7 protein-coding genes are annotated in these 6,204 nt (G+C 68.1%); 3 read left to right on the top strand and 4 right to left on the bottom strand.

Annotation, left to right across the window (positions count from 1 at the left end; translation table 11 throughout):
- From AOK23_RS25690 to AOK23_RS25680, 3 genes are all read left to right on the top strand, one after another.
- The coding region (locus AOK23_RS25690; RefSeq protein WP_157878153.1) for an aldehyde dehydrogenase family protein at positions 1-880 on the top strand (880 nt) is incomplete at its 5' end.
- Positions 881-1,421: 541 nt separating this feature from the next.
- A protein-coding gene (locus tag AOK23_RS25685) for an IS5 family transposase (RefSeq protein ID WP_107102870.1) occupies positions 1,422-2,239 on the top strand; the annotation gives its coding sequence in 2 pieces (ribosomal slippage) (positions 1,422-1,557 and positions 1,557-2,239; 819 coding nt in all).
- Positions 2,240-2,440: 201 nt separating this feature from the next.
- The gene (locus AOK23_RS25680) at positions 2,441-2,785 is read left to right on the top strand and encodes a hypothetical protein (protein WP_157878152.1); all 345 of its coding nucleotides are present in this window, start codon (positions 2,441-2,443) and stop codon (positions 2,783-2,785) included.
- Here AOK23_RS25680 and AOK23_RS48040 read toward each other — a convergent pair.
- From AOK23_RS48040 to AOK23_RS50250, 4 genes are all read right to left on the bottom strand, one after another.
- Positions 2,760-2,957, bottom strand: coding sequence for a hypothetical protein (locus AOK23_RS48040; RefSeq protein WP_157878151.1), 198 nt, complete (start codon positions 2,955-2,957; stop codon positions 2,760-2,762). The genes AOK23_RS25680 and AOK23_RS48040 overlap by 26 nt on opposite strands.
- Positions 2,958-3,795: 838 nt before the next feature.
- The gene (locus AOK23_RS25675) at positions 3,796-4,149 is read right to left on the bottom strand and encodes a cupin domain-containing protein (protein ID WP_055715007.1); all 354 of its coding nucleotides are present in this window, start codon (positions 4,147-4,149) and stop codon (positions 3,796-3,798) included.
- A gap of 254 nt (positions 4,150-4,403) precedes the next feature.
- The gene (locus AOK23_RS25670) at positions 4,404-5,684 is read right to left on the bottom strand and encodes an NAD(P)/FAD-dependent oxidoreductase (protein ID WP_055715006.1); all 1,281 of its coding nucleotides are present in this window, start codon (positions 5,682-5,684) and stop codon (positions 4,404-4,406) included.
- Between the two features lie 79 nt (positions 5,685-5,763).
- Positions 5,764-6,036 carry a hypothetical protein gene (locus AOK23_RS50250; RefSeq protein WP_055715005.1) on the bottom strand — a complete coding sequence of 91 codons (273 nt, stop codon included), beginning with the start codon at positions 6,034-6,036 and terminating at the stop codon, positions 5,764-5,766.
- Between the last annotated feature and the right edge of the window lie 168 nt (positions 6,037-6,204).

The raw sequence follows: 6,204 nt of genomic DNA, 5'->3' as shown, positions 1-6,204 counted from the left end.
CCTGGTCGACACCCTCATCGAAGCCGGCCTGCCCGAGGAGATCGTCACCGTCGTCAACGGCGATGCGGACATCGCCGCCGCGATCGTGGCCGCCCCCGACGTGCGGATGGTGTCCTTCACCGGAGGGTTCGCCACCGGCGAGGCCATCTCCCGCACGGCCGGCCTGAAGAAGCTCGCCATGGACCTGGGTGGCAACGCCCCGGTCATCGTCATGGACGACGCCGACCTCGACGAGGCCGTCGCCTCCTGTGTCTCGGGCGCGTTCTGGGCCGCGGGCCAGAACTGCATCGGCACCCAGCGGATCCTCATCGCGGCCGAGGTCTACGAGCGCTTCCGCGACGCCTTCGTCGCCCGCACCAGGCTGCTGCGCGTCGGCGATCCGCTCGACGAGCGCACGGATGTCGGTCCCATGATCACCCAGGAGGCCGCGGCCGCCACCCGGGCCAAGGTCGACACGGCGGTGGCCGCAGGCGCGGTGCTGCTGTGCGGCAACACCGTCAACGGCTCCCTGTACACGCCGACCGTCCTGGAAGAGGTTTCGGCGACCTGCTCGATCTGGCAGGAGGAGGTGTTCGCGCCGGTCGTCGTACTGCAGCCGTTCACGTCCTTCGAGGACGCCATCGAGCAGGCCAACGCCATCGACTACAGCCTCCACGCGGGCATCTTCACCTCGCGCCTGGACCGCGCCCTGACCGCGGCCCGGCTGCTGGAAGCAGGCGGAGTGATGATCAACGATTCGTCCGACTACCGGTTCGACGCCATGCCGTTCGGCGGGTTCAAGTACGGCAGCATGGGCCGCGAAGGCGTGCGCTTCGCCTTCGAGGAGATGACCCAGCCCAAGGTCGTCTGCATCAACCACATCACCGACGCGGTGCGATGACCGCCTTGCGCGCCGAGCTCGACTCTCTGGGCAGTGGCGCGACCGGAGGATTGTCAGATCTGTAGATGGGGCGCGCCTGACTGTCTGTAGCATCAGCCTCATGAATTCAGCTGGAACGATCGCCTGACGCCCTGACAGCAGAAGGGTGCCTCCCACCTGCGATGATCTGGACTGTTCAGATCAAGAAGACCGCGAAGAAGAGGCACCCAACGGGTGAGGAGTACCGGCTGGGAGCATCGGCCTTGCCGTGCGGGCCGACGGCAAGAAGCTGATCGGGCACGCGGGCGTGGTGCTGCTGCGGAAGGTTGCCACCCGCGTCGGCCTGGCCACTGCGCTGAATGCGGCGTTGCCGAGGGGCACCGGGCGGGACCGGGGCACGGTGCTGGTCCAGCTGGCCTGCGCGATCGTGCCCGGTGCGAGGAACATCTTGGAGGCCGAGCAACTCCAGTACCAGTGGCGGGCGGTGTTAGGGGTCCTTGCAGAAAGATCTTCTTGTGGCACGGTGAAGATGTATGTGATCCCGTGCTTTGTGGGGGTGACCATGACCCGGCGGAAGCCGTGGGAGGTCAGCGACGAACTGTGGGCGGTGATCGAGCCGCTGCTGCCGAAGCATGAACGGCGGTTCCGGTACCCGGGGCGCAAGCGGATCGATGACCGCAAGACGCTGCAGGGTGTACTTTCGTCCTCTACACCGGAATCCAGTGGGAGTACCTGCCGCAGGAGTTGGGGTTCGGCTCGGGTCCCACGTGCTGGCGGCGGCTGGCCGAATGGCAGGAGGCCGGGGTGTGGGAGGAACTCCAGCGGGTGCTGCTGGACCGGTTGCGGGCTGCGGACCGCCTGGACTTCTCCCGCGTCACCGTCGATGCCTCGCATGTGCCGGCCAAGCGGGGGCGCAGCAGCCCAAAAGTCGGTCCGAGTCCGGTTGACCGTGCGCGGCCGGGCTCGAAGCATCACGTGCTGACCGACAAGCACGGCACCCCGCTGCGGGTGTCCCTGACCGGCGGCCACCGCAACGACGTCACCCAGCTACTGCCGCTGGTCGACGGGCTGGCGCCGGTGCGGGGGAAGCGGGGGCGGCCCCGGCGCAAGCCCCGCGCGTTGTATGCCGATCGCGGGTACGACCACGACCTGTACCGCCGTCGGCTGCGTGAGCGTGGCATCGTTCCGAAGATAGCCCGGCGCGAGCAACCGCACGGCTCGGGCCTGGGCCGCATCCGATGGGTCGCCGAGTCCGCCATCGCCTGGCTCCACGGCCCCCGCCGCCTACGCACCCGCTGGGAAACCCGAGACGACATGCACGACGCCCTTCTCCAACTCGCTCACTGCATGACCCTCGCCCGCAAGATCCCAGCTTTTTGAAAGGACCCCTTAGGCCGACCGGTCTCGGACAGCACTTTGCGCCGTGCTCTCGCGGCGATCGACGCCCCCGTCGCGGGCGTGGATCGAGCGCGGCCTTCAGCCACGCCCTGCTCGATCATCTCCGCCAGCTGTCCACGAGCCGGCGCCGGGTGCGCTGGGTGACCGCTGGGCCGTCACGCCACGGACGAGCATGCCATCGCGTTGCTGCCAGAGAAGGTGTGGACGGCCGCGCTGCGGCAGGACGGCAAGGTCCACGAGATCAAGGGACCCGACGGCGACATGGTTTCCTACCATGTCGCCGAGTTGACCTGCCTGCGCGACCTGACCGGCTGGCCGACCGGGTTGCGGCTGATCGTGCGCCGGCTCAAGCCCTCGCGGCGGGATGCGAAGAAGTTGACCGCCTTCGAGAAACACACCGGCTGGCACTACCAGATCCTCGCCACGAACGTCCCCGCTCACCACGGCTTTCTGGGGTTCCCGGCTCCAGGCAGGTGTGGTTCGTGGACGCCCTCTACCGTGGTCACGCCGAGGTCGAGGACTGCGTGAAAGCGATAAAACGGGTCAGCCTCGGGCTGCTGCCCTCGAAGTCCTGGCCGCCTGGTTGCTGGCCGCCACGATCGCCGCCGATCTCGACGCCTGCACCCGGCTCCTTCTCCTGCACGACGAGCCCGAACTCGTCGCCGCCGAGCCGCAAACGATCCGCATGAAGCTGTACCACCTGCCCGCCCGCCTCACCGCCCGCGCCCGCGCCCGCGCCCGTAGAACGGCACCAGAGAGGAGCGCACCGCACCACCTCGGGCCCGTGGAACCCGACGCCATCGCAGCATTACGGGACGGCCAAGGTTGGCGCGTGCCGGTGATATGGATCGGTCTCGACGTTGCTGCCCGGCGTAGAAACTGGTGATGGATCGGGGTCTTGACGCTGCTCTTCGCGTGCCTGGCAGTGGCGACGTGGCTGGCGGAGGCGGCAGACCCGACGGGCCGCTGGTGGTGGGCCAGCGTGGTCTGTGTTCTGCGGCTGGCTTCGCTCTTCTCTATGGTCAACCGCGGATATAGCCGAACGCTTCTCGCACCTGATCGGATGCAGTTCTCCACGCTTGTCCGTCGCAGATCGATCCCGTGCAATGAGATCACCAGGATTGAAGCTGCCGGTGTCCTTCTGCTTGCGGTGCGCACCGTTGCCCTTACGGGGCTTCGCACGCTCGGCCGGACCATGCCGTCGAGCCGGGCCGGCCGCCACGTTCCGCTGCCGTCTGCGCGGGGCGCTGGAGAACTGGCGGTGCGCTTCGCCACCCACCGCCTGCGGGCCGCGGGCGCACGGAGGGCCTCTTCGATCTGGGCCTCCGTGTACCCGTCTGCTTTCCACGCGGCGACGTCGAGCAGTACGGATGGGACCGGGCGGCAGCCGACGGTCCCATCGCCGCATACCCCGTCGCTGAGCCGCATTTCTGCCGCAGCGCGGTCCTCGGGGCATCGAGGACATGTGTCTACTGGGCAGGTTGCCCAGGTTGCCCTCTCGAGAGGTCCCGACGCCGATCGTGTCTGCGGGATCGGCGTTACGACACGGTCAGGTAGATCTTGCGCACGGTTTCGATGGTCTTCCAGACACCGACGTAGCCCGGCTTCATGACAAAGCTGTCGCCTGCCTTGTAGATCACCGGCTCACCACCTTCCGGCGTGAGTTCGATGACGCCGGAGAGGATGTGGCAGAACTCGAAGGTCTCGCCCTTGATCGAGCGCGTCTCGCCGGGAGTGGCTTCCCAGACACCCGTGTTGATCGTTCCCTCGCGGGCGGTGTCCTGGGTCCAGGTCTTGTAGGTCGGGTCGCCGGAGATCAGGCGTTCCGGCAGCGGACCGGACTCGCTGGGAGCGAAGGAGGGATCGGTGTCGATGGTCTTCAGGAGCGACATGCTTTTCCTCTGTTGGTTTCGGGAGCGATGTGAATCGAGAACGGACATACCAGGCGTCACCGGGTCGGGTTCGACCAGGCTCATCGTGCGTCTGGGACCAGGGCCTGACAGCTGCGCTCCACGGTCACGGCGCGCAGCAGGTCGGTGAGTCTCTCGGCGGGCAACAGGCCCTTCTCATGAGCGGTTGGGCCGCGCACGGCCGGCGGCGAGGACCTTCTTGGCTTCCGGTGCTGCCCAGGCCGGCTGTCGACCGGTCAGCGGATGCGGTCCAGCGTCTTGTAGTAGGCGCCCGCGAAGGGCAGGAACCAGGCAGTGCCGTTGTAGAGGGGGATGCGGGGCGGGGCGATGTCGCGGACGGGGCTGACCTCGGGGTGGCCGTCCATCACCTCGGCCATGACGTGCCCCATGTGGGTGGCCATCTGCACGCCGTGGCCGGAGTAGCCCATCGAGTAGTAGACGCCGTCATCGGTCTGCCCGGCGTGCACGATGCGGTCCATGGCGAAGCCGACGGAGCCGCCCCACAGGTATTCGATCTTGGTGCGGGAGAGCTGGGGGAAGGTCGCGCACATATCGCGGAACAGGACCTGTCCGCTCTTCTTGTCCGAGGTGGGGTCGGACGGTGCGAAGCGGGCGCGGCCGCCGAACAGCAGCCGGTTGTCCGGGGTGAGCCGGAAGTAGTGGCAGACCTTGTTGGAGTCGACGAGGAGGCGGGCCTTGGGGATGATGTCCTGGGCGAGTTCCTCGCCCAGCGGCTCGGTGACGATGATGAAGCTGCCCACGCAGACCTGCTGGCGGCGCAGCCAGGGGAAGTTCTTGTCGGTGTAGGCGTCGGTGGCCATCATGACCTGCCCGGCACGGATGACACCGCGCTCGGTGCTGACCTCGTACCGGCCGGCGGCGGTACGCCGCACGCCGATGGCCGCGTTGCGCTCGTGGATCTCGACACCGGTGCGCTCGCACGCCTCGGCCATCCCGCGCACGAAGCGGCCCACGTGCAGGCCGGCGCTGAACGGGTCGAGCAGCCCGCCGTGGTAGGCGTCGGATCCGATCTCAGAACGCAGCTCGGCCTTGCCGATCAGAGTCGTCTCATGTCCGAAGTACTTCGCCAGGTTGCGCTGCTGCGCCTTCTGGTTCTCGAAGTGAGCGGGGCGGGACGCGAGGGCCAGGCGTCCGACACGGCGGAACTGGCAGTCGATGGACTCCTCGTTCACGAGCCGCTCGACGGTGTCCACGGCCTCGCCGTAGGAGTTGTAGATCTCGCGGGCCCGTTCGGGTCCGTACCGGCGGATGGCCTGGCGTACGCCGATGGTGAAGCCCAGGTTGGCCATGCCGCCGTTGCGGGCGGAGGCACCGGAGCCGATCTGGCCCTTCTCGACGAGGGTGACACGGGCGCCCTTGCGGGCGGAGTGCAGGGCGGTGGACAGACCCGTCAGGCCGGCGCCGACGACCACCAGGTCGGTGTCCTCGGTCAGCGGCTTGCCGGACCGGTCGGGAAACGCCCCTGCGGTTTCTATCCAGTAGGGAATTGTCTTCATGTTGGGTCCTTAGCGGGAAGTTTCGAAGGGGCGCGGCCGGGCACCACCAGGAGCCCGGCGACGGGGCTGCCCTCGCTGATCAGCGAGGGCTGGATCCGATCAGCGGCACAAAGCGGTTGCAGACGCGGACGAGGAGGCCGGTCTCGCGCAGTCGGCGCGGGATCAGGTCGACGACCAGGCCGACATGGGCCGGCCCCCACAGGCCGTCGATGTAGCGCCTGCCGTCGGCGTCGTCGATGTCCGGGCTCTCCCCTCGCTGGACGACGAGGAGATCCTCGCCCTCGGGGCTGAGCGAGCCGTTGGCGGTCATGTACAGCAGGTGCCGCTGAGCGGTGGCGGCGGCGGTGGTCATACGGCCTCGCCTCCCGGGTTGGCGACTCCCACCGTGTTCTCGACCGAGATCAGGGAGTCCTGTCGTCCGGAGCCGAGCCAGCGGACCAGGGCGACGAGGCCGAGGGCGAGGATGGCGAAGGCGATGAGGATGGCGCTGACGGCGGTGACGCTGGGGTCGATCTCGAAG

It is taken from the genome of Streptomyces torulosus, from assembly GCF_001419765.1.
Taxonomy (GTDB): Bacteria; Actinomycetota; Actinomycetes; order Streptomycetales; family Streptomycetaceae; genus Streptomyces; species Streptomyces torulosus.
Note: the sequence above shows the minus strand (reverse complement) of the source record. Positions and strands in the feature narration are given on the sequence as shown.

Excerpts from the sequence above, each read along its gene's own strand:
- AOK23_RS25675 (WP_055715007.1), bottom strand. The coding sequence starts at position 4,149 with ATGTCGCTCCTGAAGACCATCGACACCGATCCCTCCTTCGCTCCCAGC.
- AOK23_RS25670 (WP_055715006.1), bottom strand. The coding sequence starts at position 5,684 with ATGAAGACAATTCCCTACTGGATAGAAACCGCAGGGGCGTTTCCCGAC.
- AOK23_RS50250 (WP_055715005.1), bottom strand. The coding sequence starts at position 6,036 with ATGACCACCGCCGCCGCCACCGCTCAGCGGCACCTGCTGTACATGACC.